The organism is Gilliamella sp. B2838 (assembly GCF_026536185.1).
Lineage (GTDB): Bacteria > Pseudomonadota > Gammaproteobacteria > Enterobacterales > Orbaceae > Gilliamella.
The window spans coordinates 73,553-95,527 of sequence record NZ_JAFNOO010000012.1 but is presented as its reverse complement, the minus strand read 5'-3'; the positions used below and the strand labels follow the sequence as shown (position 1 = coordinate 95,527).

At 34.5% G+C, this 21,975-nt stretch carries 22 protein-coding genes and 2 pseudogenes; 14 read left to right on the top strand and 10 right to left on the bottom strand.

Translation table 11 applies throughout. The features are described 5' to 3' along the window. From J3U63_RS11825 to J3U63_RS11795, 7 genes and pseudogenes are all read left to right on the top strand, one after another. Window positions 1–347, top strand: a pseudogene (locus J3U63_RS11825) (pseudouridine synthase); the annotation flags it as partial. Between the two features lie 175 nt (window positions 348–522). After that, a pseudogene (gene ftsY, locus J3U63_RS11820) lies at window positions 523–1,446 on the top strand (signal recognition particle-docking protein FtsY); the annotation flags it as partial. Window positions 1,447–1,455: 9 nt separating this feature from the next. Further along, entirely contained in the window at window positions 1,456–2,109 is a 654-nt protein-coding gene (ftsE, locus tag J3U63_RS11815; protein ID WP_065633227.1) for a cell division ATP-binding protein FtsE, read from the top strand. Between the two features lie 4 nt (window positions 2,110–2,113). Then, complete coding sequence (gene ftsX, locus J3U63_RS11810) at window positions 2,114–3,085, top strand: permease-like cell division protein FtsX (RefSeq protein ID WP_267371629.1); 972 nt, start codon at window positions 2,114–2,116, stop codon at window positions 3,083–3,085. 151 nt (window positions 3,086–3,236) lie between these two features. Beyond that, window positions 3,237–4,097 carry an RNA polymerase sigma factor RpoH gene (gene rpoH, locus J3U63_RS11805; protein ID WP_065633225.1) on the top strand — a complete coding sequence of 287 codons (861 nt, stop codon included), beginning with the start codon at window positions 3,237–3,239 and terminating at the stop codon, window positions 4,095–4,097. Between the two features lie 206 nt (window positions 4,098–4,303). Further along, complete coding sequence (locus J3U63_RS11800) at window positions 4,304–4,876, top strand: DUF2975 domain-containing protein (protein WP_267371626.1); 573 nt, start codon at window positions 4,304–4,306, stop codon at window positions 4,874–4,876. Window positions 4,877–4,887: 11 nt separating this feature from the next. After that, window positions 4,888–5,109 (top strand): helix-turn-helix domain-containing protein, encoded by a 222-nt coding sequence (locus J3U63_RS11795; protein ID WP_267334418.1) that lies wholly within the window; start codon window positions 4,888–4,890, stop codon window positions 5,107–5,109. On the opposite strand, the gene J3U63_RS11790 is transcribed toward J3U63_RS11795, so the two are convergent. Then, complete coding sequence (locus J3U63_RS11790) at window positions 5,106–5,798, bottom strand: aspartate/glutamate racemase family protein (protein WP_267334416.1); 693 nt, start codon at window positions 5,796–5,798, stop codon at window positions 5,106–5,108. The genes J3U63_RS11795 and J3U63_RS11790 overlap by 4 nt on opposite strands. Window positions 5,799–6,042: 244 nt before the next feature. Here J3U63_RS11790 and J3U63_RS11785 point away from each other — a divergent pair, with 244 nt between their 5' ends. From J3U63_RS11785 to cobB, 3 genes are all read left to right on the top strand, one after another. After that, complete coding sequence (locus J3U63_RS11785; protein ID WP_267371623.1) at window positions 6,043–6,186, top strand: hypothetical protein; 144 nt, start codon at window positions 6,043–6,045, stop codon at window positions 6,184–6,186. A 423-nt stretch (window positions 6,187–6,609) separates the two neighbouring features. Further along, window positions 6,610–7,428 carry a hypothetical protein gene (locus J3U63_RS11780; protein WP_267349099.1) on the top strand — a complete coding sequence of 273 codons (819 nt, stop codon included), beginning with the start codon at window positions 6,610–6,612 and terminating at the stop codon, window positions 7,426–7,428. A 52-nt stretch (window positions 7,429–7,480) separates the two neighbouring features. Then, the gene (cobB, locus tag J3U63_RS11775) at window positions 7,481–8,167 is read left to right on the top strand and encodes a Sir2 family NAD+-dependent deacetylase (protein WP_416381308.1); all 687 of its coding nucleotides are present in this window, start codon (window positions 7,481–7,483) and stop codon (window positions 8,165–8,167) included. Between the two features lie 8 nt (window positions 8,168–8,175). On the opposite strand, the gene mtgA is transcribed toward cobB, so the two are convergent. Beyond that, window positions 8,176–8,868: a monofunctional biosynthetic peptidoglycan transglycosylase gene (gene mtgA / locus J3U63_RS11770; RefSeq protein ID WP_267344792.1), complete on the bottom strand. Its 693-nt coding sequence runs from the start codon at window positions 8,866–8,868 to the stop codon at window positions 8,176–8,178. Between the two features lie 212 nt (window positions 8,869–9,080). Further along, on the bottom strand, window positions 9,081–9,572 hold the full coding sequence (mobB, locus tag J3U63_RS11765; protein ID WP_267371622.1) for a molybdopterin-guanine dinucleotide biosynthesis protein B: 492 nt from the start codon (window positions 9,570–9,572) through the stop codon (window positions 9,081–9,083). Window positions 9,573–9,655: 83 nt separating this feature from the next. On the opposite strand from mobB, the gene J3U63_RS11760 reads away from it, so the two are divergent. Beyond that, window positions 9,656–10,684, top strand: a complete 1,029-nt coding sequence (locus J3U63_RS11760; RefSeq protein ID WP_267371620.1) for a threonine aldolase family protein — start codon at window positions 9,656–9,658, stop codon at window positions 10,682–10,684. Between the two features lie 8 nt (window positions 10,685–10,692). Here the strand turns inward: J3U63_RS11760 and mobA are convergent, their stop codons facing one another. Then, the gene (gene mobA, locus J3U63_RS11755) at window positions 10,693–11,271 is read right to left on the bottom strand and encodes a molybdenum cofactor guanylyltransferase MobA (protein WP_267371617.1); all 579 of its coding nucleotides are present in this window, start codon (window positions 11,269–11,271) and stop codon (window positions 10,693–10,695) included. A 320-nt stretch (window positions 11,272–11,591) separates the two neighbouring features. On the opposite strand from mobA, the gene J3U63_RS11750 reads away from it, so the two are divergent. Continuing rightward, on the top strand, window positions 11,592–11,861 hold the full coding sequence (locus J3U63_RS11750; protein WP_065633215.1) for a YihD family protein: 270 nt from the start codon (window positions 11,592–11,594) through the stop codon (window positions 11,859–11,861). A gap of 14 nt (window positions 11,862–11,875) precedes the next feature. Next, entirely contained in the window at window positions 11,876–12,604 is a 729-nt protein-coding gene (locus J3U63_RS11745) for a DsbA family protein (RefSeq protein WP_267334401.1), read from the top strand. Window positions 12,605–12,728: 124 nt separating this feature from the next. On the opposite strand, the gene J3U63_RS11740 is transcribed toward J3U63_RS11745, so the two are convergent. Together J3U63_RS11740 and J3U63_RS11735 are read right to left on the bottom strand one after the other, a co-directional pair. Next, on the bottom strand, window positions 12,729–14,693 hold the full coding sequence (locus J3U63_RS11740; RefSeq protein WP_267334399.1) for a MacB family efflux pump subunit: 1,965 nt from the start codon (window positions 14,691–14,693) through the stop codon (window positions 12,729–12,731). 1 nt (window position 14,694) lies between these two features. Continuing rightward, a complete protein-coding gene (locus J3U63_RS11735; RefSeq protein WP_416379613.1) occupies window positions 14,695–15,900 on the bottom strand; it encodes an efflux RND transporter periplasmic adaptor subunit in 1,206 nt (401 codons plus the stop codon). A gap of 357 nt (window positions 15,901–16,257) precedes the next feature. On the opposite strand from J3U63_RS11735, the gene J3U63_RS11730 reads away from it, so the two are divergent. After that, the gene (locus tag J3U63_RS11730; RefSeq protein WP_267334395.1) at window positions 16,258–16,512 is read left to right on the top strand and encodes a YfhL family 4Fe-4S dicluster ferredoxin; all 255 of its coding nucleotides are present in this window, start codon (window positions 16,258–16,260) and stop codon (window positions 16,510–16,512) included. Between the two features lie 4 nt (window positions 16,513–16,516). Here the strand turns inward: J3U63_RS11730 and ispH are convergent, their stop codons facing one another. The 4 genes from ispH to ribF all read right to left on the bottom strand — a co-directional run bounded on the left by ispH (window position 16,517) and on the right by ribF (window position 21,831). Next, the gene (ispH, locus tag J3U63_RS11725; RefSeq protein WP_267349106.1) at window positions 16,517–17,464 is read right to left on the bottom strand and encodes a 4-hydroxy-3-methylbut-2-enyl diphosphate reductase; all 948 of its coding nucleotides are present in this window, start codon (window positions 17,462–17,464) and stop codon (window positions 16,517–16,519) included. Between the two features lies 1 nt (window position 17,465). Beyond that, on the bottom strand, window positions 17,466–17,936 hold the full coding sequence (gene lspA, locus J3U63_RS11720; RefSeq protein WP_267334391.1) for a signal peptidase II: 471 nt from the start codon (window positions 17,934–17,936) through the stop codon (window positions 17,466–17,468). 108 nt (window positions 17,937–18,044) lie between these two features. Beyond that, a complete protein-coding gene (gene ileS, locus J3U63_RS11715; RefSeq protein WP_267371615.1) occupies window positions 18,045–20,852 on the bottom strand; it encodes an isoleucine--tRNA ligase in 2,808 nt (935 codons plus the stop codon). Window positions 20,853–20,892: 40 nt separating this feature from the next. Beyond that, entirely contained in the window at window positions 20,893–21,831 is a 939-nt protein-coding gene (gene ribF, locus J3U63_RS11710) for a bifunctional riboflavin kinase/FAD synthetase (protein ID WP_267334387.1), read from the bottom strand. Between the last annotated feature and the right edge of the window lie 144 nt (window positions 21,832–21,975).

The window sequence follows — 21,975 nt, the reverse complement described above, 5'->3', positions numbered from 1 at the left end:
CTTATTGGGTACAAGTTGAAGGCATAATTAGTCAACAAGCTATAGATAAACTCGCTCAAGGTGTTCAGTTAAAAGAGTTCTATACAGCCCCAGCTATAGCGACTAAGCTGGAAGCGCCGACTAATCTATGGCAACGCGTTCCGCCTATTCGTGAACGTAAAGCTATTCCTACTTCTTGGCTAAGTTTAACTATTACGGAAGGAAAAAATCGTCAAGTTAGAAGAATGTGTGCTGCGGTTGGTTATCCTTGTTTACGTTTAATACGTGTTCAAATTGGCAATTATAATCTATTTACTCAGCATCTGCCGTTAGGTGAATGGCAATCTATCAGCGTAAATGATCTTTAGGCTTAAATAGATCACATTAATAAATACTAAATCATCACTTATTATCATTATTTTATAATAATATAACTCAATAATATTATTCACATTTATTGAATACATTGGGGTTTATTCTAAAATAAGATAAAATGATTATCAGTTATGCTCATGGGACAATTTATTTATGGTTGAACAAAAAAAAGAAGGTTTCTTTGCTCGTTTAAAAAAAGGTCTTTTCAAGACTAAACAAAATATTGGATCGGGTTTTTTAAATTTATTCAAAGGCAAAAAAATTGACGATGAATTATTTGAAGAACTAGAAGAACAACTGATTATTGCAGATGTAGGATTTGATACTACACAAAAATTAATAAGCTCATTAACACAACAAGCCTCAAGAAAAGAGTTAAAAGATGCAGATGCACTTCATGAAATTTTAAAACATGAAATGAAGTCTATTTTAGACGGGGTTGATCAACCGCTTGATATTGAAAGTCATAAACCATTTGTTATTTTAATGGTAGGGGTAAATGGTGTTGGTAAAACAACGACAATTGGTAAATTAGCTCGTCAATTTCAACAACAAGGTAAATCAGTGATGCTTGCTGCAGGCGATACCTTTCGTGCAGCAGCTGTTGAGCAATTACAAGTTTGGGGTGAGCGAAATAATATCCCCGTTATTGCACAGCATGTTAATGCTGATTCTGCCTCAGTTATTTTTGATGCAATACAAGCAGCAAAGGCAAAAAAAATAGATGTCTTAATTGCCGATACAGCAGGTCGTTTACAAAATAAATCACATCTAATGGATGAATTGAAAAAAATAGTTAGAGTGATTAAAAAACAAGATGAGACTGCTCCACATGAAATCATGTTAACAATAGATGCAGGAACAGGCCAAAATGCTATTAGCCAAACTAAATTATTTAATGAAGCTGTTGGTGTAACAGGAATGACATTAACTAAATTAGATGGTACGGCGAAAGGTGGTATTATATTTAGCATTGCTGATCAATTTAATATTCCAATCCGTTACATCGGTGTTGGTGAAAAAATTGAAGATTTAAGACCTTTTGTTGCTGATGATTTTATTAATGCGCTGTTTGAACAAACAGATGAATAGAGAGAACTCATGATCCAATTCCAGCATGTAAGTAAAGTTTACTCGGGTGGAAAGCCCGCCCTTCAAAATATAAACTTTACATTATTATCCGGAGAAATGGCATTTTTAACAGGTCACTCTGGTGCAGGTAAAAGTACTTTGATGCGTTTAATTTGTGGATTAGAAAAAGCTAACGACGGCAAAGTATTATTAAATGGTATCAATGTATCTAGCTTGAAAAAACAAGATATGCCGTTTTTACGTCGCACAATTGGGATGATTTTTCAAGATCACCAATTATTAATGGATCACACCGTTTATGATAATGTGGCTATTCCATTAATTATTTTAGGAAAACCTATCGAAGAAATTCGTAGGCGTGTTTCGGCCGCGCTCGATAAAGTCGGTTTGATAGATAAAATGAAATTCTATCCTATACAGTTATCAGGTGGTGAACAACAGCGCGTGGGAATAGCGCGTGCCATTGTTAATCGTCCAAGCGTCTTATTAGCCGATGAACCAACCGGTAACCTAGATGATAAACTTTCGAAAGATATTTTAAAGCTATTTGAAGAGTTTAACCAAGCAGGTGTCACCGTATTAATGGCAACCCATAATATGGGGCTTATTCGTCGTAAACATCATCGAATACTAAATTTAAATCAAGGGCGTTTAGAGGAATAACATAATGATAAACGCTAACATTAACACTATTAAGTCAAAATCGAAAAATAAAAATAGCTTTTTATCCCGATGGAAAAGACAAATTAGTTATGCATGGCATAACGTATTTAATGATTTTCGTCAGCATATTTTTGCTTCAATATTGACAATTTTTGTCATTGCAATTTCAATAACATTACCAACGATTAGTTATTTGTTGTGGAAAAATGCAAATCAAGCAGCGCATCAATGGTATCCAACTCCAAACTTAACCGTGTATATCAACAAATCACTTACGGCAGAACAAACTAAAGAATTAATTAGTAAATTTAAAACATACCCGGAAGTTGAGAAAATAGATTATCTTTCACGAGATGATACACGAGAAGAATTTAAAACTTGGTCTGGTTTTGCAACAGCACTTGATCTGTTAGATGAAAACCCTTTACCTGCTGTTGCTATTATTTTTCCTAAAGAAGAGGCTAAGCAAACTAGCATATTACATGGATTACAATCACAAATCTTGAAAATAGAAGGGGTTGATGATGTACAACTTGATGATAGCTGGTTTACGCGATTAATGGCATTGACAGACATGGTAAAATCAATAGTCTGGACAATTTCGATTTTCATGATTATTGCTGTATCACTTGTTATTGGCAATAGTATTAGATTAAGTATCTTTTCCCGTCGACAAACGATTTTGGTGATGCAATTAATTGGTGCTACTGAAGGTTTTATATTAAGACCTTTTTTGTATAATGGGATTTTTATTGGGTTTATCAGTGCAGTACTTGCATTAATATTATCCAAAATATTCATTTGGCAAATTGACTCAATTATTTTGCACGTTTCAACTGTTTTTGGAACAAAATTTACTTTAGAAGGACTGTCATGGGATGAAAGTGTATTAATTATTTTGTTCTCAATAATTATTGGATGGCTTTCAGCCTTGATCGCGACTAAAAAATATTTGAAAGTAATGTACATTACTTAATTACAAAAATAAGATAGTTACTTATTGTTAAAAATTTTATTAAAATGTGAACTAATTGACTTTTTTGTAGTCTAATATAACAGTTAGAATTTAAATTGTTGCATACATAAAATTATGCAACAAAATCAGTTTAAATGAAGGAGGGAATTAAATGAGTACTGATTTAAAAATGCCAGTAAGTGCTTTAATCCCACAAGGCAATATAGAATCATACCTTCGTATGATTAACACCTATCCGATGTTAACAGCAGAAGAAGAAAAATCGTTAGGTGAAAAACTTTATTATCATGATGATGTTGATGCTGCACGACAATTAATCTTATCTCATTTGCGCTTTGTTGCGCATATTGCTCGAGGTTATTCTGGGTATGGTTTACCACAAGCAGATTTGATTCAAGAAGGTAATATTGGATTAATGAAAGCTGTACGTCGTTTTAACCCTGAAATGGGGGTTCGATTAGTTTCTTTTGCTGTACACTGGATAAAAGCTGAAATTCATGAGTATGTGCTTAAAAATTGGCGAATTGTTAAAGTTGCAACCACAAAAGCACAAAGAAAATTATTTTTTAATTTAAGAAAGAATAAACAACGCTTAGGTTGGTTTAATAATGCAGAAGTTGATATGGTGGCAGATGAACTTGGCGTAACACCTAAAGATGTCCTTGAAATGGAATCGCGAATGTCTGCTCAAGATATGTCATTTGATGTAGATAGTGATGACGATGATAATTCTATTGTTGCTCCAGCACTTTATCTAGAAGATAGTAATTCTGATTTCTCAAAATCAATTGAAAATGATAATTGGGAAAATGACGCAACAGATAAATTGCATGATGCTTTATCACAATTGGATGAACGAAGTCAGGATATTATTAAAGCACGTTGGTTAGATTCTGACGATAGTAAATCAACTTTGCAAGTTTTAGCTGATAAGTATAGTGTTTCTGCTGAACGTATTCGTCAACTCGAAAAAAATGCAATGAAAAAATTACGAGTTGCAATCGAAGCATAATTTTTTTTCGTTAATGTTAACTTCCTGAACCTTACTTGTAACAAAGTAAGGTTTTTTTATAACTAAATTTTACTCACTATTGATTTTGCTATTTTATTTTATAAATATTAAACGATAAAAAATTATCGTTTTACTTTAATTTATTATTGTTATTTCTATTTTTATAGGCTAGACTGTGCTCAATCTTTATAAAAAAGGAAATAAATATGAACACAACATTAGCTCGATCAAACTTACGCTTAAATCAATATTGTCGATTTATGGTACTATTAACAACTCTTATTATCATAGTTATGTTGATTGGTGCATTATCGCCACTACTTTATTACTTTTTTAATATTGAAAATATTGGATTAGCATCAGGAGGATATTCTTTTTTTATATCTAACAGTGTTGATGTTGATCCAACTAAACTCGAGTTTTGGCAGGCTTTTTTAGCAACGTTAATTGATACTGTAGAAATCTTTATTTTAATTTATGCATTTTATCAGTTGCGATTACTTTTTTTAAAATACAGTCAATCTGATTTCTTTTCAGAAAGGTCAGCTAATCACTGCTATATTTTTGGTAAAATGTTAGTCATCTGGTCTATTGTTAGTATTTTATCTGAGCCTTTGTTAACTTTAATTTTAAGTTTCAACCAAGCTGAACGTTATTTTTCTTTTTCGTTTACAAGTGATGATATTATGGTATTGTTCCCAGCTATCAGTATTATGGTTATTGGACAAATATTAAAAAAAGCATGCCAACTAGCGGAAGAAAATCAGCAGTTTGTATAGGGGAATTAAACATGCCAATTACTATAAATCTAGATGTAATGCTCGCTAAACGAAAAGTAAAATCTAAAGATTTAGCTATGGCTATCGGTATTACGGAACAAAATTTATCTTTGCTTAAACAAGGTAAAGTGAAAGGTTTTAGATTAGCCACACTTGAGGCAATCTGTGAATATTTAGATTGCCAACCTGGTGATATTTTGGAATATATTAACGATACTAATGATAATGCTTAGTGACTTATTGCTAGCATAGCGGCGGCTTCTGCATGAATTAAGGCTGTATCAAAAAAAGGGATATTTCGATCTGATTGTGATATTAATAAACCAATTTCTGTGCAGCCTAAAATCACACCTTGTGCTCCGCGTTCAACTAATTTATCAACAATTGTTAAGTAAGCTTGTTTAGATGCAGGTTTAATAATCCCTTTACAAAGTTCATCGTAAATAATTTGGTTAACAACATTTCTATCTTCTTGATCCGGTATTAATACTATTAAGCCTTGGTCAATCAATTTTGATTTATAAAAATCTTGCTCCATTGTGTATTTAGTCCCTAACAATGCTACAGTTTTAATACCTTGTTGAATCAATTTTTTAGCTGTGACATCTGCAATATGAATAATTGGAATAGTAATTGCTGCTTGAATCTGATCTGCGACTTTATGCATAGTATTGGTACAAATGACAATAAAATCTGCACCTGCTATTTGTAATTTTTTGGCTGCATCAATTAAAATCAGTGCACTTTTATCCCACTCACCATTGGCTTGGCATAATTCAATTTCTTGAAAATCTACGCTATATAATAGCGTTTTCGCTGAATGTAACCCCCCTAATGATTTTGCTACCATTTGATTAATTACTTGATAATAGGTAACGGTACTTTCCCAACTCATACCGCCGATTAAGCCAATTGTTTTCATTTAAAAATACCTTATAAAAACTTATGATTTCATTGAAAATTTAGTTAACTAATTGATAATATTATATCATCTGTAAAGTTAATTAATATCAACTTTTGATCGTTAAGCGAGGGTTCACGCTATTTATTTAACATGGTTATTGTTTTTATTTAAAAGTAGATAACATAAAGCAGTCTATTTATTTTTTACATTACAACCATAAAATTTATAAGGAAACCGCTTTCAAGTTATCACATTAAGCTATATGGTTAAGCGTAAACCAATGTTGATTACCTTACTATTTACTTGGTGCTTCTCTTTTTGTCGAGTGATTGGCAAATCAACTCAAAAACGAGGCGTTATTGATCCCATGATGCTTTCATTTGGTGAGGATATTGGTCAATATTAGCTATTTCACATACTAGTTAGCAATCTATTTAGAACTAGACATCTTATCAAGCGCTAACCACAGCTTTGAAACTTTTCCTAATAATGGATATGTTTTACCTTTTGGCTTGGATAGGGTTATTTTTATAATTATGTCAATTGAATGCGCTATAATTTGACTGATAAAATTTTACAAATTGTATGAAATGTCGACTCGCATTAATTTGAAAATAATTATAGTATAATCAAGAAAATCAATGTACTTATTATAATGATGAAAAATACCTTTATTGGTCAAAACGGTGTTACTTAGCGAAAGAATAAAATCTGGAAAGATATATCGATTAAACAGAATGCAGCCGGTATGCTGAAATGTATTTCTTGCAAAGTGATGTATAAAATTTAGTTATAGTTAAATATGAAATTGATGAGGAAAGTATCAATTATGAACAAAATTAGTCCTTATTTATGGTTGATATCATTCTTATCGTTTTTTTTATCTTTTTCATGTTTAGCCGACACAAAAGTTATTCATGTTCTGGTCGCATTATGTGATAACAAATATCAAGGTATAGCGCCAGTTCCAGCTGCGATTGGTAATGGTCAAGATCCCAAAAATAATCTCTATTGGGGCGCGGCTTACGGTTTTAAAACCTATTTTGCTAAGCAAAAAGAGTGGCAAGTTATACAAGTTAATAAGCCTAATGATGGTAAAATATTAGAAGAGATAATATATAAACATCAAAATCAAGATGTTTACCTTATTGCTCAAGCCTATGATGGTAAATATATTGATGATACGGTAAATGATTTTATTGACTATTCTGCGGGAAAAAATTCGCTGTCATTATCAGTAGATAAAAAACAAATCAATGCTGGTGGTAACGCTGATCTTGTTGTTTATATTGGGCATAATGCATTAATGGAAACGCCATCTTGGCGCAGTTATTTACCAGGTAGTTGGCGTTGGAGCACATTATCTAAAACTCAACAAGAAAAGCAAAAATCGCGTTATGCTGCTGTATTTGCTTGTAAAAGTCAGAAATATTTTACTCCACCACTATCTCATTTAGGTATTAATCCATTGATCTTAACCTTGCACCGTATGGCACCAGAAGCTTATAGTATTCATGCTATGATTAACAGTTGGTTGGATGGTGAATCAAAAGATGAAATAAGGCTTAAAGTAGCAAGTGCTTACAGCCAATATCAAAAATTAAGCCAACCAGCCTTACATATATTTACCACCGAATATAGCCAATAATCTTTTATATCTTAGTAGATTATTTAACTTATCAATAAAAAGGAAAATAGATATGTTAAAAACGCCCAAAATTGTCATTTTAACAGGGGCTGGCATTTCAGCCGAATCGGGGTTATCAACCTTTCGAGCCCAAAATGGATTATGGGAAGGTTATGATGTTAATGATGTTGCCACTTATGAAGGTTACCGTCGTGATCCCATTGCGGTGCATAATTTTTACAATATGTTACGAAGAAAATTGCAAGATCCATCGGTAAAACCTAATCAAGCTCATATTGCACTGGCTGAGTTAGAACAAAAACTCGGTTCAAATAATGTATTGGTTGTAACTCAAAATGTTGATAACTTACATGAACAAGCTGGATCGAAAAATATTATTCATATGCATGGCGAATTATTAAAAGTGCGTAATGAAAAAACCGGAGAAATTATTGACTGTTTCAACGATATTAATTATCAACAAAATAAATTAATACGGCCGCATATTGTTTGGTTTGGTGAAATTCCATTACAGATGGATCAAATTTATGATGCATTATCACAAGCAGATTATTTTATTTCAATTGGCACATCGGGCAATGTCTATCCTGCCGCCGGTTTTGTTCAAATTGCTAATCAATCCGGCGCTAAAACGATTGAACTTAATTTAGAGCCAAGCTTAGGCGAAAGTTTATTTCAAACTAAAATTTATGGCCCAGCAAGTCAGGTGGTACCCGAATTTATTCAGACATTAATTTAAAACAGTTTTTACTCCATCTGTTTTAAATAATTTTTACCACCAAGATTAGCCATTTGCGCTCGAATCCATTCTGCTTTTTTTTGGACATAGTTTGTGGGGGTGGCTGGGCTCCATTTTCTTGGATTAGGTAACGTTGCTGCAAGTAAACTCGCTTGATAAGGTGTTAATTGATTTGCACTGACATTAAAATAATAACGAGATGCTGCTTCAATGCCAAAAATCCCCTCCCCCCATTCTACACTATTTAAATAGATTTCAAGGGTTCTTTGTTTTGACCAAATTAACTCAATCCAGATAGTAAACCAAGATTCTATTGCTTTACGTAGCCAACTTCGTGATGGCCATAAAAAAATATTTTTAGCTACTTGTTGGGTAATAGTGCTTGCGCCACGAATTTTTTTTGCATTTTGATTGTGTTTCAATGCTCGATTAATTGCATCAAAATCAAAGCCCCAGTGTGTTGCAAAGTTCTGATCTTCTGAAGCAATAACTGCGATTTTAATATTGTCTGAAATTGCATCCCAATCTTTCCATTCCCGCTGTTGTGTGATGCCCCAATTAACAATTTTTCTTTCTACCATTAACATTGAGCCAATCGGATCGATCCAACGCATTATTAAAATGAGAAAAATAGATAACAGCATTAATCCAATAACTACGTTTCTTGTTTTGATTAATATCTTTTTTAATAATGGATGCATATTGCTTAAATCAGGATATAGCTAAAGGTTAGCTATATTAACATATCATTTACATTGTTTTATTTAATGTTTATAAATTTTTGTTTGGAATATCAATCTTTCATTTTTCAATTGGCTATTTATGTTAATCAAGCTAGTAAATGAGTTACATCGCTATAAAAAATTAACTTTACTCAATACGTTTTATTGCCAATCAGAACATCATCATTAGATCAGTTTAATAGGTAATCGAGTATAAACTTCACAACTTGTTGTGGTTGATTGATATCTAGCAATGGAATCGATATATCCAATTGGTTATCACTGGCGATAGCAAGCGTAAAGTCATCGATAAAAACGGGATGATTAATGGTTTGACGATGACAGATAATTTTGGGTATTTTTTCGTGTTTAAATCCTTCAATTAATATGATGTCTACATCTGTAAACTGATTTATCAGTGTAGTCAGATCTGCTGGTTTATTGGGCGTTTCATGAATAATTGCATAACGATTATCGCATACGATGGCTGTTTGTACTGAGCCGGCCTTACGCAATTCATAACTATCTTTACCAGGGATGTCTAACTCGATGTCATGATGGGCATGTTTTAATGAGCCTACATTAACGCCCTGTTTAATAAGTAGTGGAATAACCTGTTTTAACAATGTAGTTTTGCCACTACCGCTATAACCACAAATTCCGATAATCTTTTTTTTATTCATCACTAGTTTATGTTAATGTACTATATTCTATAGATAAACAATATTACATGATTTTTGCAGCAGATGTTCAAAAAGAGAATAATATGAACGATTTTTTGAATGATTACAATCAAACAGTTCACCCCAGTTTGTTAAAAAGTTTTATTGCTATTAATAATAAGAAATTAGCGGGTTATGGTTTAGATGAATATTGCAAACAAGCTATAACAAATATCCAAAAACGATTACAATCTCCTCATGCTGATGTGCATTTTATGCCTGGTGGCACAATAACCAATCTAACGGTCATTTCACATATTTTAAAACCCTATCAAGCCGTAATTGCCGCGAATACCGGACACATTAACGTGCATGAAACCGGAGCGATTGAAGCGACAGGGCATAAAGTAATCTCGGTGCCAACAGCTGATGGAAAACTTACGCCGGAATTGATAGAACCTGTATTATTTCATCATAGTGATGAACATATGGTACAACCTAAGCTTATTTACATCTCTAATACCACTGAATTAGGCACAATATATAGTCAGCAAGATCTTAAAAATCTTTATCAATATTGCCAAAAAAATCGCCTTTTTCTCTATTTAGATGGTGCCCGCCTAGCGATGGCATTGGCAGCAAAAGATAATGATCTGACTTTGCCTGATTTAGCTAAATACACTGATGTATTTTATATTGGTGGAACCAAAGTCGGGGCGTTTGCTGGTGAAATGGTTATTTTTAATAATCTATCTATTAATCAAGACTTTCGTTTTAGTATGAAGCAAAAAGGTGCAATATTAGCAAAAAGCTGGATTGTTGCTGTACAGATGAATGAGTTGATGCAAAATGATTTGTACTTCCAGTTAGGGCAACACAGTAATAATATGGCCGATAAACTAAAAATTGTTTTTGAAAAAGCTGGATTAACATTTGCCAGCAAACCACAAACTAACCAACTATTTGTTAATTTTCCCAACCAACTGGCTGAAAAAATTATTGCTCATTATGCGGTTGATAATTTAGGTCCTATCGATGACCATAACTGCTGTTTACGTTTTTGTACTTCATGGTCAACTCAAATAGATGAAATTGATAGGTTAGATAGACTATTGCAATCATGGTTATCGTAAAATTTGATTTAGGATAAATGTGCGTTGGCTAATTCGTCATAGGTATTAATATTCACAAAAGATGTTGGCGTATCACTAAAATCTACGGCTTTAGCTTGTACTTGCTGCAAAAATAGCATTAGTTTGCGGTTCTCTAGTGCTAAATATTGTTCTAATTGTACAAGTACACAACGATGTATAAGTAAAATCGTTGGATGAGCGTATTTGCCATCAAAAGGGTAGATAGCGCTATAATTGGTCGTATATTTTGCTAAACGGGCAATTAAATCCTTGGGTAAATAAGGGGTATCACAACTAACAAATAAGTTCCAATCGGTATTGGTCCGACGTAATCCGCTATAGATGCCCGAAAGTGGTCCTAAAAAACCCTCTAAATCATCACTAAATATGGTATAACCTGCTTTTTGATATTGATCTAAATGACGATTGCAATTGATCATTAGTGTGCCGACTTGAGGCGCAATGCGATCAATAACATGTTGATAAAGCGCTTTGTCATTTAATAAGATTAAGCCTTTGTCTTCACCATTCATGCGTGAGCTTTGACCTCCAGCTAAAATGATTGCGGTAATAGCGCTTTTCTGCATAAATTATTTCTCTTTTACATTGCCAAAACACAAAATAACATTACTATATAGCAAAGTTATTTTAAATCGTACAATTTATAACATAGTCTTCATACTTAGATTAAGTAATCAAGTGTTGTAATTGGAAAATGAAATATATCTGTATTGGTTTTTCAGGTATGGAATAATTGATAAATTCAATTAAACATGTTTACATCATTTATTTTGATAAATTGTTTTATCAATAGTGTTATGCTTAAACTAATGAGTAACACAATATCAAAATAAAATATTAAATCATCATCTTCAATGGGTTTGAAGATTCAAAAAAGGTATAATTTATGAAATGTCATCGTATTGATGAAGTAATGGAATTATTAAAGTCAGCTTGGGAAAATGATTCAGATCTCAGTTTGTTACAATTTTTAGTTAAACTCGGTCAGGAAGCTGGCTTCGAGGGCGATTTAAAAGATCTGGGCGATGAAGTGTTAATCTATCACTTAAAGATGCGCGATGCTGATAAAAGTGAAGTTATTCCCGGACTAAAAAAAGATTATGAAGAAGATTTTAAAACCGCACTATTAAAAGCTCGCGGCATCATTAAAGAATAAGGAGAATTAGTTAAATGAAAAAAACGCTTATTGCTATGGGAGTATTACTGTTTTCGGTAAATTGTTTTGCTGATGAAGCGCCTTCTAATGCAAAAACAGACGCATCGCAAACAGCCGCTCCGGCGACGACTCAAGCTCCGATTGAAGTGGATAAACAATATATTGTATTACCCACTAATCCATCGCCAGACAAAGAAGTGATCGAATTTTTTTCGTTTAATTGTCCTAGTTGTTATAGATTTGAAAACCAATATCATGGTTCACAAGTTATAGCTAAAGCTATCCCTCAAGATATCAAAATTAAACGTTATCATTTATTGGATTTTGGTCCACTTGCTCAAGATTTAGCTCAAGCATGGGCGATTGCTAATGTACTTGGTATTGAAGATAAAGTTTCACCAGCACTGTATAATGCAGTACAAAAAGATCGTAGTATAAAAACGCCAGATGATATTAAAGCTGTATTTGCTGAACTCGGTGTGGATTCTGAAACTTATGATAAAACCAAAGACAGCTTTTTAGTTAAAGCTTTTATGGCGCAACAAGCTAATGCTATTAAAGAAATGCAGCCAACATCCATACCAACTTGGATTGTTAACCGTAAATTCTATATCAATACTAAAGGGTTAGATGTGTCAAGTGATGATGCATTTATTAAAGATTATGCGAGGGTTACAGCCTTTTTAGTTGGTTTAGATCCGAATGTCAAAGCTCATGATAAACAAGCAAACAGTAATGAGTAATTTATTACTGTTTAAATAATTGATAGATACATAGAAAATATTCATTGCATTAATCAATTAGCGAGCTGTAAATTAATCAATCCCTTTGTTTGAGTTATTTCAGCAAAGGGATTTTATTGGAGTATTATTCACGTTCTAGTGCATAAATTGGATCAAGTTTTGCCGCTCGTTTGGCAGGAAAATAACCAAAAATAATACCAATGATACTTGAACAACTAAATGCCGCAATAATTGAAATGATTGAAAAACTCATAGCAAATAAAGAGACAAAATAATTGAAAATCAGCCCAACCACAAATGATAGTATAATTCCCAAAATACCACCAATTAAACAGACTAACACTGCTTCAATTAAAAATTGTTGAAGAATATCACTAGAGCGAGCTCCAACCGCCATTCTTACCCCAATTTCTCGCGTTCTTTCTGTGACTGACACCAGCATAATATTCATTACGCCAATACCGCCAACCAACAGTGAAATTAACGCAATAGTTGAGATTAATAATGTTAACACCAATGTTGAAGAATTCACGGTTTCACGAATACTATCGGAATTAAATATAAAAAAGTCTTTAGTGCCATGGCGTTGTAGCATAATCTTATTAATCGCTTGTTCTGCTACGGATAGATCAACATTATCATTTACTCTAACAGTAATGCTTTTTAATGATGTTTGCCCAACCATGCGATTGATCACTGTGGTATAAGGTAACCAAATATTCAGGCTTTCATTACTACCAAAGCCTTGCTGTTGTTTAGTTGCAATACCAATGACTTTAACTGGTAGTTGCCCAACCATAATAATTTTACCAATTGGATCTTGATTATTAAATAAGCGATTAACGGTATTTTCATCGATGACAGCATCTTGCGCGGACGACAGAACACTTGCGTGATCAAACGCTTTACCTTTAGTTATATTATAACCACGCACAGTAAAATACTGTTCACCAACCCCATTAACTGTTCCTGTTACCGCCAAATTATTAACGCGAAAATAGACACTAGTTGAAAGGTTAGGCGTGGTACTATGGACAAAACTTTGTTTGGCTAAAAAGTCAGCATCAGAAGATCGCAATGTTGTGATTTTATCGGCATTACGATCACCAAATCCATTACCAGCATAAATTTCTAAGGTGCTTGTTCCTAATGAATTAATGTCAGACAGAATTTTTTGCTTGGTTCCTTGCCCTAATGCTACCATTGACACAACAGAAGCGATACCAATAATAATACCAAGCATGGTTAAAAAAGTACGTAGTCGCTGCGATAACATAGATAATATTGCCATATTAAATGCATCACGAAAACGATAGTATTTGGCTAACCAGTTATCTTGTGTTTTGGTTGTTTCTATCTGTTTTATTTGTCGATTATCATCATCATCATGATAGTTAGGATTACTAGCATCTGAAATAATATTACCATCACTGATTTCTATAATGCGCTGTGCACTTTGGGCAATATTGCTATCGTGAGTCACAATGATGACAGTATGGCCTTGTTTATGAAGTTCGCGCAATATTGCCATAACTTCTAAACCGCTTTTACGATCTAGCGCGCCGGTTGGTTCGTCGGCTAAAATCACTTGCCCACCATTGATTAACGCTCGCGCAATACTGACTCGTTGCTGCTGACCGCCAGATAATTGATTCGGCTTGTTATTGATTTTATCTTCTAACCCTAATCGCGTTAAAATTTCAACAGCACGTTGTTGCCTAAATTCATTAGATGCGCCAGCATAAATTGCTGGAATTTCGACATTCCCTTGCGCAGTAAGGGCACTTAATAAATGATAACGTTGGAAGATAAAACCAAAATGTTCACGACGTAATTCGGCTAATTCATCGGGGGATAATTGATTAGTGGTTCGACCTCCAATAGTATAAACCCCCGAACTGGGTTTATCTAAACAACCCAAAATATTCATTAAAGTTGATTTGCCCGATCCTGAAGCGCCAATAATGGCAACCATTTCACCAGCATTAATCGACAAATTGATACCTTTAAGCACTTTTATGGTTGAATCGCCAGCAGGGAATTCACGTACTATATTTTCCAGTTTAATCAGCGGGTTATTATTTGTCATATTAGAATCTTATCCTTGGGGTCCGTCCATTAGGATTGAGTTGTGCACCATTGATACTACTTACAATGACGACTTCTCCTTCTTTAAGCCCTGATTTGATTTCAACATTAACATTATTATTGACACCTAAACTGACTTTTCGCTCTTCAATATCATTATGTTGATTAAGTACGTAAACAATAGCTTTATCGTCATCTAAATTCTTTTCAATAGCTTGTGATGGAATCGTAAGCACATCCTTAGCTTGTGATAACACTATATAAACTTGAGCTGTCATCGAAATACGTAAAATGTGATTTGGATTATCAACATCAAACAAACCATTATAGTAGATGGCTGTTTTAGTCGTTGAAGAGGAGGTACTTGAGTTAGATGAACTTTCGGTATTAATTGAGTCTGGTGCAGGCTCGATTGCTCGTAGTGTTAATCCCTCAAAACGTTTATTGGGCTGGCCTAATATTGTAAAATAAACAGGCATGCCTTTTTTTACATTAATCACATCTGCTTCAGAAATTTGTGCCTCAATGGTCATTTTATCCAGTTGTGCAACTTTGACTATTGTTGGCGCACTTTGAACAGAGTTAACAGTTTGCCCTTGATCAACCGGAATTGCCACAATGACACCATCAATTGGCGAACGAATTTTAGTATACCCTAAGTTCACTTTAGCGGTATCAACGGCAACTTGAGCACTGATAATATCTGCATCTAGTGCTGCTATATCGGCTTTAATTCCATCAAGATCAGCTTTAGCGGCATCTAAATCGGATTGAATTCCAACCCCTTTATTGACTAACTTTAATTGACGATCGTAAGTAAGTTGATAGTTAACTAATTTTGCTTTTTTCGATTTACGTTGAGCTTCTAAACTATTTAATGAAGCTTCTGACTGTCTTAAATCATTATTTTGTTTAAGATCATCTATTTCGGCAATCATATCGCCTTGTTTAACTTCATCGCCTAATTCCACATATAATTTTTTGATTTGACCAGAAACCTGAGCACCAACGCTTACTTGCTTAAAAGCACTGATGGTTCCATCGGCAAGAACAGTTTTTTCAATATTACTTTTAGTCACTGGTGCGGTAATATAATTTACTGCTTTTTCAGAAGGGGATAAAATCCAATAAACAAGATAAATAATGGCTAATATAATAAAGGTTATAGCAATATTTTTAATTTTTAAAAACTTTGACAATCTTTTCATCCTATTATTTTTTATAAAATTTTTCGTCATTGTATCGTATAAAATCAAATGCCATTGATAACTAACGATAATAAATTGTAATAATTATGAAAATATTTTAAGCAATTTTAAGTGTGATAAGGCTTTCTTTGGTTGTAGCATGAAAATTTGGAAGATATTTTTGAATTTCAACAAAAATACTCATTTAACTAATCTAATAGTTTATATTATCTTACTTAGATAAAGGTATACTCATACATTACCTTTTTTATAAAACAGACTAATTTTGAATTTGCTTACTGCATCTTATCTTAGGTTTTATTAAGGATTGCGTTATAATGGCGCAAATTTTTTAAGTGGATTAAGAAAAACAAAGTAATGGCGTTAAAAATAACCTCTAAGTGTATTAATTGTGATATGTGTGAACCTGAGTGTCCGAACGAGGCTATCTCGATGGGGTTTGACACCTACGAAATTGATCCCAATAAATGTACTGAATGTGTGGGTTATTATGATCATTCAACCTGTCAACGTGTTTGCCCTATTCAAAATGCGATTATTGCTGATCCTGAGCATATCGAGACCCATGATCAGCTACTGGCAAAATTTGAGCAACTAAAACACTCAAATTAAACTGTTAGTTTGCTTTTACTTCAATCCGAAGTGCTTTAGGTATTTCAAATGTAATATTTTCTAAAATACCGTCGGTTTCGGTGAGTGTTGTACAACCTAAATTTTTTAAGTGATCGATAACTTGTTGGACTAAAATATCGGGTGCAGAAGCGCCTGCCGTCACTCCTATTGTGCGGGCATTGGTTAACCAAGCGGGATCAATATCAGAGGCAAAATCAATTAAATAAGCATGCTTGCTATTGCGTCTAGCGAGTTCAGCTAAACGATTTGAATTAGACGAGTTTTTAGAGCCAACAACTAATACCACATCTGCTTGTGAAGCGAGCTGTTTAACCGCTTGTTGGCGATTAGTTGTGGCGTAACAAATGTCATTTTTACGAGGGCTGCGGATATTTGGGAAACGCTTTTTTAGTGCAGCAATAATTTCAGCTGTATCATCAACTGATAGTGTGGTTTGCGTGGTAAAACAAAGGTGTTGTTCGTTTTTCACTTTTAGTTTTTCAACATCTTCAATGGATTCGATCAGATAAATTCCACCTTCTGGGTTATTGTACTGCCCCATGGTGCCATCGACTTCAATATGTCCAGCATGACCAATTAAAATGACTTCTTCACCTCGATAACTCGATCGAGCCACTTCCATATGCACTTTAGTGACTAATGGACAAGTAGCATCAAATATACGAAGTTGACGTTGTTTGGCTTCTTCACGAACGCTTTTAGACACACCATGTGCTGAAAAAATTAAAATAGCATTGTCTGGCACCTCATTGATCTCTTCAATGAAAATAGCCCCTAACTCTTTAAGGCGATTAACCACATAGCGGTTATGAACAACTTCATGACGGACATAAACTGGCGCACCAAATAACTCTAGTGCTCGTTCAACGATAGTAATAGCACGATCAACACCGGCACAAAAGCCTCGTGGATTCGCTAAAATAATTTGCATGTTAGATGGTCTTCTTGGGTTTTTTTAAGCTGCTAAGAATAAATAATCCAATACCTACGCAAATTGCACAGTCTGCAATATTAAACGTTGGATAGTGCCAATCACCAAAATTGACATCAAGAAAATCGACAACAAAACCATGGTAAAGGCGATCGAATAAATTTCCTAATGCGCCTCCTAAAATTAATGATAATGAAAAGTTTTCTAATTTTTGTCTGCCTGTATTGCGATATAACATATAGATAATTACACCACTAATAATTAATGCAATAGATGCAAGCATCCAACGTTGGCCTTCAAAAATACTAAAGGCTGCACCAATATTACGCACATAAGTGATTGAGAAGAAAGGTAAAAGATTCACTGACTCATATAAAGCAAAGCGATCTAATATCCAGAATTTACTTGCAATATCAACAATAAAAACAACTATTGCTAACAATAGCCAGTAAAGCCCATTGTTTTTTTTCATAGCGTATATGCTCATTATGTTTCCGCCGACAATTGTCGGCGGTAAAGAAATTAAATTGTTATAGTGTGGTTGCCTATAACCCTTGTTTGATGAATTAATGACTATTTATTAAGCAAAATGTCTGATTTCACCATTACCATGGATGTTTTGTTCACAACGTTTGCATAAATGCGTTGTTGGATCATTATCGACAGTATAATGCCAGCAACGAGGACATTTATCACCTTGCGCTTTAGCCAATTCAATTTTCAAACCTTTGATATCGCTTTGTATTGCTGATTTTGGCGCAGACGCTAATGTTTTAACACTAGCTTGTGAAGTTAATAAAACAAAACGTAATTCATTTTCTAATTTTGCTAAAGCATCCGCAATTTTTTCATCGGCGTAAAGTGTCACCGCAGCCTCAAGTGAGCCACCAATCACTTTATCGTTACGACCTTGTTCAAGCACTTTATTGACTTCGCTACGAATAGCTAAAATTTGTGCCCAATATTCGCTATTTAATGCTTCACTATCAGATAAACTAAAGAGTGAACAATACCATTCATCTTCAAACACAAATTCTGATTTTTGTGATGCAGGTAAGTATTGCCAAATTTCATCAGCTGTGAACGATAATACCGGCGCTATCCAACGTACCATGGCTTGCGCAATATGATATAACGCTGTTTGGCAACTGTGGCGAGCAATACTGTCGCTTTTAGCTGTATATTGGCGATCTTTAATAATATCTAAATAGAATGAGCCCATTTCGATTGAACAGAATTGCATGATACGTTGAACAACTTTATGGAAGTCATAGTTTTCATAAGCTTGTATGATTTGTTCTTGTGCTTCTTTAGCCATACTAACAGCCCATCGGTCTAGCACCACCATATCTTCCGGTTTTACCATATCCTTAGCTGGGTCAAAGCCATTTAAGTTAGCTAATAAGAAGCGAGCTGTATTACGAATTCGACGATAGCTATCGGCTGAGCGTTTGATAATTTCATCGGAATAGCTCATTTCACCGGAATAATCAGTTGAGGCGATCCATAAACGTAAAATATCTGCACCCAGTTTATTCATTACTTCTTGTGGTGTCACAATGTTACCAAGTGATTTTGACATTTTACGGCCTTGACCATCAACCACAAAGCCATGGGTCAATACTTGCTGATAAGGAGCTTTGTTATCAATCGCGGTTGATAACATTAATGAAGACATAAACCAACCACGGTGCTGATCTGAACCTTCTAGGTACATGTCTGCTTCATGACCTGCAAATTCAGCGCGAACACCAACGACTGAATAGAAAGTTGATCCGGAATCAAACCACACATCTAATGTGTCGGGTACTTTACGGTAATCATCGGCATCAGGACCTAATAGATCTCTAATATCTGCATCCCACCAAGCTTGAATACCATTTTGTTCAACTAATTTAGCGACTTTTTCAACTAATGCTAATGTGTCTGGGTGTAGCGCTTCGGTCTCTTTATGCACAAATAACGTCATTGGTACGCCCCATGTACGTTGACGAGAAATACACCAATCTGGGCGGTTTGCTACCATGGTTTCAATTCGTGCTTGTCCCCAATCAGGGATCCAACGAACTTGTTTGATCTCTTTTAATGATTGCGCACGTAACCCTTGTTTGTCCATGCTGATGAACCATTGTGGTGTTGCTCGGTAAATGACCGGTGTTTTATGTCGCCAACAACATGGGTAACTGTGTTCAATGTTTTCAAAATGCAGTAATGCATTATTTTCTTTTAAAATTTCAATTACAACTTTGTTAGCTTTAAATACAAATAAGCCATCTAAACCTGCACCTGTACCCGGTAAATAGCAGCCATTGCCACCAACAGGGTTAGCCACTTCAAGACCATATTTTTGACCGACAATAAAGTCTTCCGCACCGTGACCTGGTGCGGTGTGCACTGCACCTGTACCGGCATCAACAGTAACATGATCACCGAGTACAATAGGTTCGTCAAAGTCAAGGAAAGGGTGTTTAAAGCGTAATAGCTCAAGCGCATCACCTTTACAGCTGCCAATAATTTTCCACTCTGAAATTTCGGCACGTTTCATAACTGATTCGACAAGGTCAGTGGCTAAAATTAAGCATTCTTTATCATTGATTTGTACCAGTTGATACTCAAAGTCAGCATTTAAGGCAATACCTCGGCTTGCCGGCAATGTCCAAGGTGTTGTTGTCCAAATCACGGCATAGATGGTTAAATCAGTATTGACACCAAATTTATTAGCAACAGCTTGGTTATCCATCGCTTTGAATTTTACGTCAATGGCTGGTGAAGATTTATCGTAGTATTCAACTTCGGCTTCAGCTAACGATGACATACAATCAGTACACCAATAAACAGGTTTAGCACCTTTAACTAAATGACCATTTTGAATGACTTTTCCTAAAGCACGTATAATATTGGCTTCAGTATCATAGTCCATTGTACGGTATGGATTTTGCCAATCACCCAGCACACCCATACGAATAAAATCGGCTTTTTGTAGTTCAACTTGTGAAGCGGCATAATCACGACAAATTTGACGAAACTCAGCAGGTGTTACTTTTACGCCCGGTTTTCCTACTTGTTCTTCAACTTTTTGCTCAATCGGTAAGCCGTGACAGTCCCAACCTGGAATATATGGGGAATCATAACCACTTAACCCTTTTGATTTAATGATAATATCTTTAATTATTTTGTTAACTGCATGACCAATATGAAGTTTGCCATTGGCATATGGAGGTCCATCATGCAAAATAAAGGCTTTTTTACCCTTTTTTACTTGGCGGATTTTACGATAAAGTTCTTTATCGTACCAATTTTGTAACATTGCCGGTTCTCGTTTAGCAAGATCGCCTCGCATTGGAAAGCCCGTTTCCGGTAAGTTTAGTGTATTTTTATAATCTGTCATGCTGATTTATTCCAGTTAATTTGGTTGATACTACTTCTTTTTAATGGGTTAATTGTGCACTGATCTGTTTGGCAGTGCAAACATCTTGTGTAATTTGTTGTTTTAACTCAGCCAATGAGTCAAATTTTTTCTCGTCGCGCAATTTATGGACAAAAGTCACGTCTAAATATTGTCCATAAATGTCACCCGAAAAGTCAAATAGATTCACTTCTAAAACTGCTTTTTTTCCTTGAATAGTCGGTCTTAAGCCAATATTAGCAATGCCAAAATAGTGTTGTTGGTTACAGCAATTTTTAACTTTAACCACATAAACCCCTTGCAATGCAGGTTTTTTTCGATGTAGATGAATATTAGCTGTTGGAAAACCGAGTTGTCTTGCCAACGCATTACCGTGCACCACACGACCTTGGATGGTGTAATCACGCCCTAATAAACTGTGTGCTAATTGAAAATCATTATTCAACAAAGCTTGGCGCACTGCTGTGCTACTAATTCTTAAATGATTCCAAACAAATGTCGGCATATTTTCCACAGCAAAGTCGTGTTGATGTGCATAGTGTTGTAAAAGGTTGATATCACCTTGCCGTTCGAATCCAAATCGAAAGTCATCACCAATAGTGATAAATTTGGCTTTTAGCTTATTGATTAACCAATCTTGAATAAAACAATCAGCTGACATGCGGGCAAAGGTCTGAGTAAATGGAATCGCTATAATATAATCAATCCCAAGCTCTTTAATAAAAATCACCTTTTCTTGAAATGATGTTAACCGTGAAGGCGCATTATTAGGATTAAAAAACTCTAATGGCTGTGGTTCAAATAACATTAACACAGTCGGTAAATTTAATTTTTTACCTTGTTTAATAAGATGATGAATTAATTGCTGGTGACCCAAATGCACACCATCAAAATTTCCTAATGTTAAAACGCATTGAGAAAATTGATTTTTTAAATTAGCGATACCACGGATAATCTTCATGAAAACAATGTTATTTATATTAAGTAGCCGAGAATTATACCAATCTTTCTTGAAGATGCACGTAATATAAAGTCGGATTTGTTATTGTCTTATATCACTTATTTTAATATGTTTTAGACCGATATTTAATGCTGAGTTTGGGTT

What these genes read in the sequence shown, in the direction of transcription:
- J3U63_RS11785 (WP_267371623.1), top strand. Translation starts at nt 6,043, where the DNA reads ATGGTTAAGCGTAAACCAATGTTGATTACCTTACTATTTACTTGGTGC.
- mtgA (WP_267344792.1), bottom strand. Translation starts at nt 8,868, where the DNA reads ATGCATCCATTATTAAAAAAGATATTAATCAAAACAAGAAACGTAGTT.
- J3U63_RS11740 (WP_267334399.1), bottom strand. Translation starts at nt 14,693, where the DNA reads ATGACAAATAATAACCCGCTGATTAAACTGGAAAATATAGTACGTGAA.
- J3U63_RS11800 (WP_267371626.1), top strand. Translation starts at nt 4,304, where the DNA reads ATGAACACAACATTAGCTCGATCAAACTTACGCTTAAATCAATATTGT.
- J3U63_RS11795 (WP_267334418.1), top strand. Translation starts at nt 4,888, where the DNA reads ATGCCAATTACTATAAATCTAGATGTAATGCTCGCTAAACGAAAAGTA.
- rpoH (WP_065633225.1), top strand. Translation starts at nt 3,237, where the DNA reads ATGAGTACTGATTTAAAAATGCCAGTAAGTGCTTTAATCCCACAAGGC.
- J3U63_RS11745 (WP_267334401.1), top strand. Translation starts at nt 11,876, where the DNA reads ATGAAAAAAACGCTTATTGCTATGGGAGTATTACTGTTTTCGGTAAAT.
- ribF (WP_267334387.1), bottom strand. Translation starts at nt 21,831, where the DNA reads ATGAAGATTATCCGTGGTATCGCTAATTTAAAAAATCAATTTTCTCAA.
- mobB (WP_267371622.1), bottom strand. Translation starts at nt 9,572, where the DNA reads ATGAATAAAAAAAAGATTATCGGAATTTGTGGTTATAGCGGTAGTGGC.
- mobA (WP_267371617.1), bottom strand. Translation starts at nt 11,271, where the DNA reads ATGCAGAAAAGCGCTATTACCGCAATCATTTTAGCTGGAGGTCAAAGC.
- ftsX (WP_267371629.1), top strand. Translation starts at nt 2,114, where the DNA reads ATGATAAACGCTAACATTAACACTATTAAGTCAAAATCGAAAAATAAA.
- J3U63_RS11730 (WP_267334395.1), top strand. Translation starts at nt 16,258, where the DNA reads ATGGCGTTAAAAATAACCTCTAAGTGTATTAATTGTGATATGTGTGAA.
- J3U63_RS11735 (WP_416379613.1), bottom strand. Translation starts at nt 15,900, where the DNA reads ATGAAAAGATTGTCAAAGTTTTTAAAAATTAAAAATATTGCTATAACC.
- ileS (WP_267371615.1), bottom strand. Translation starts at nt 20,852, where the DNA reads ATGACAGATTATAAAAATACACTAAACTTACCGGAAACGGGCTTTCCA.
- ispH (WP_267349106.1), bottom strand. Translation starts at nt 17,464, where the DNA reads ATGCAAATTATTTTAGCGAATCCACGAGGCTTTTGTGCCGGTGTTGAT.
- J3U63_RS11790 (WP_267334416.1), bottom strand. Translation starts at nt 5,798, where the DNA reads ATGAAAACAATTGGCTTAATCGGCGGTATGAGTTGGGAAAGTACCGTT.
- cobB (WP_416381308.1), top strand. Translation starts at nt 7,481, where the DNA reads ATGTTAAAAACGCCCAAAATTGTCATTTTAACAGGGGCTGGCATTTCA.
- J3U63_RS11750 (WP_065633215.1), top strand. Translation starts at nt 11,592, where the DNA reads ATGAAATGTCATCGTATTGATGAAGTAATGGAATTATTAAAGTCAGCT.
- ftsE (WP_065633227.1), top strand. Translation starts at nt 1,456, where the DNA reads ATGATCCAATTCCAGCATGTAAGTAAAGTTTACTCGGGTGGAAAGCCC.
- J3U63_RS11780 (WP_267349099.1), top strand. Translation starts at nt 6,610, where the DNA reads ATGAACAAAATTAGTCCTTATTTATGGTTGATATCATTCTTATCGTTT.
- J3U63_RS11760 (WP_267371620.1), top strand. Translation starts at nt 9,656, where the DNA reads ATGAACGATTTTTTGAATGATTACAATCAAACAGTTCACCCCAGTTTG.
- lspA (WP_267334391.1), bottom strand. Translation starts at nt 17,936, where the DNA reads ATGAAAAAAAACAATGGGCTTTACTGGCTATTGTTAGCAATAGTTGTT.